The sequence below is a fragment of the Caulobacter sp. CCG-8 genome, from assembly GCF_037402475.1.
In the GTDB taxonomy this organism is placed as follows: Bacteria; Pseudomonadota; Alphaproteobacteria; order Caulobacterales; family Caulobacteraceae; genus Caulobacter.
This window is the reverse complement of sequence record NZ_JBBEUD010000046.1, coordinates 1-1,193: the sequence shown is the minus strand read 5'-3', so window position 1 is coordinate 1,193 and position 1,193 is coordinate 1. Positions and strand designations below refer to the sequence as shown.

At 64.9% G+C, this 1,193-nt stretch carries 1 protein-coding gene; it reads left to right on the top strand.

Features of this window, described 5'->3' with window-relative positions; translation table 11 throughout:
• A partial coding sequence (gene tuf, locus WAE60_RS24060; protein WP_337689221.1) for an elongation factor Tu occupies nt 1-1,191 on the top strand: 1,191 nt, incomplete at its 5' end.
• Nucleotides 1,192-1,193 lie beyond the last annotated feature (2 nt).

Sequence of the window (1,193 nt, the reverse complement as noted above, 5' to 3'; positions counted from 1 at the left end):
ATGGCCAAGGAAAAGTTCGAACGCACTAAGCCGCACTGCAACATCGGCACGATCGGTCACGTTGACCACGGCAAGACGACGCTGACGGCGGCGATCACCATCACGCTGGCCAAGTCGGGCGGCGCGACGGCCAAGAACTACGCCGACATCGATGCGGCGCCGGAAGAAAAGGCCCGCGGCATCACCATCAACACCGCGCACGTGGAATATGAGACGGCCAACCGTCACTACGCCCACGTCGACTGCCCTGGCCACGCCGACTACGTGAAGAACATGATCACGGGCGCGGCGCAGATGGACGGCGCGATCCTGGTGGTTTCGGCCGCCGACGGCCCGATGCCGCAGACCCGCGAGCACATCCTGCTGGCCCGTCAGGTCGGCGTGCCGGCCCTGGTCGTGTACATGAACAAGGTCGACCTGGTCGACGACGCCGAGCTGCTCGAGCTGGTCGAGATGGAAGTGCGCGAGCTGCTTTCGTCGTACGACTTCCCGGGCGACGACATCCCGATCACCAAGGGCTCGGCCAAGGTGGCGATCGACGGCGGCGACCCGATCATCGGCGAGCAGTCGATCCTGGAACTGATGACCACGGTCGACGCCTACATCCCGCAGCCCGATCGTCCGATCGACCTGCCGTTCCTGATGCCGGTGGAAGACGTGTTCTCGATCTCGGGCCGCGGCACCGTGGTCACCGGTCGCGTCGAGCGCGGCATCGTCAAGGTCGGTGAGGAAGTCGAGATCGTCGGCATCCGTCCGGTCCAGAAGACGACCTGCACGGGCGTGGAAATGTTCCGCAAGCTGCTGGACCAAGGTCAAGCCGGCGACAACGTGGGCGTGCTGCTGCGCGGCACCAAGCGCGAAGACGTCGAGCGCGGCCAGGTGCTGTGCAAGCCGGGTTCGATCACCCCGCACACCAAGTTCGTGGCCGAAGCCTACATCCTGACCAAGGAAGAAGGCGGCCGTCACACCCCGTTCTTCACCAACTACCGCCCGCAGTTCTACTTCCGCACCACGGACGTGACCGGGATCATCAAGCTGCGCGAAGGCGTGGAAATGATCATGCCGGGCGACAACGCCGAGCTGGACGTCGAGCTGATCACCCCGATCGCCATGGAAGAGAAGCTGCGCTTCGCCATCCGTGAAGGCGGCCGCACCGTCGGCGCCGGCGTCGTGGCCAAGATCGTCGAGTAATC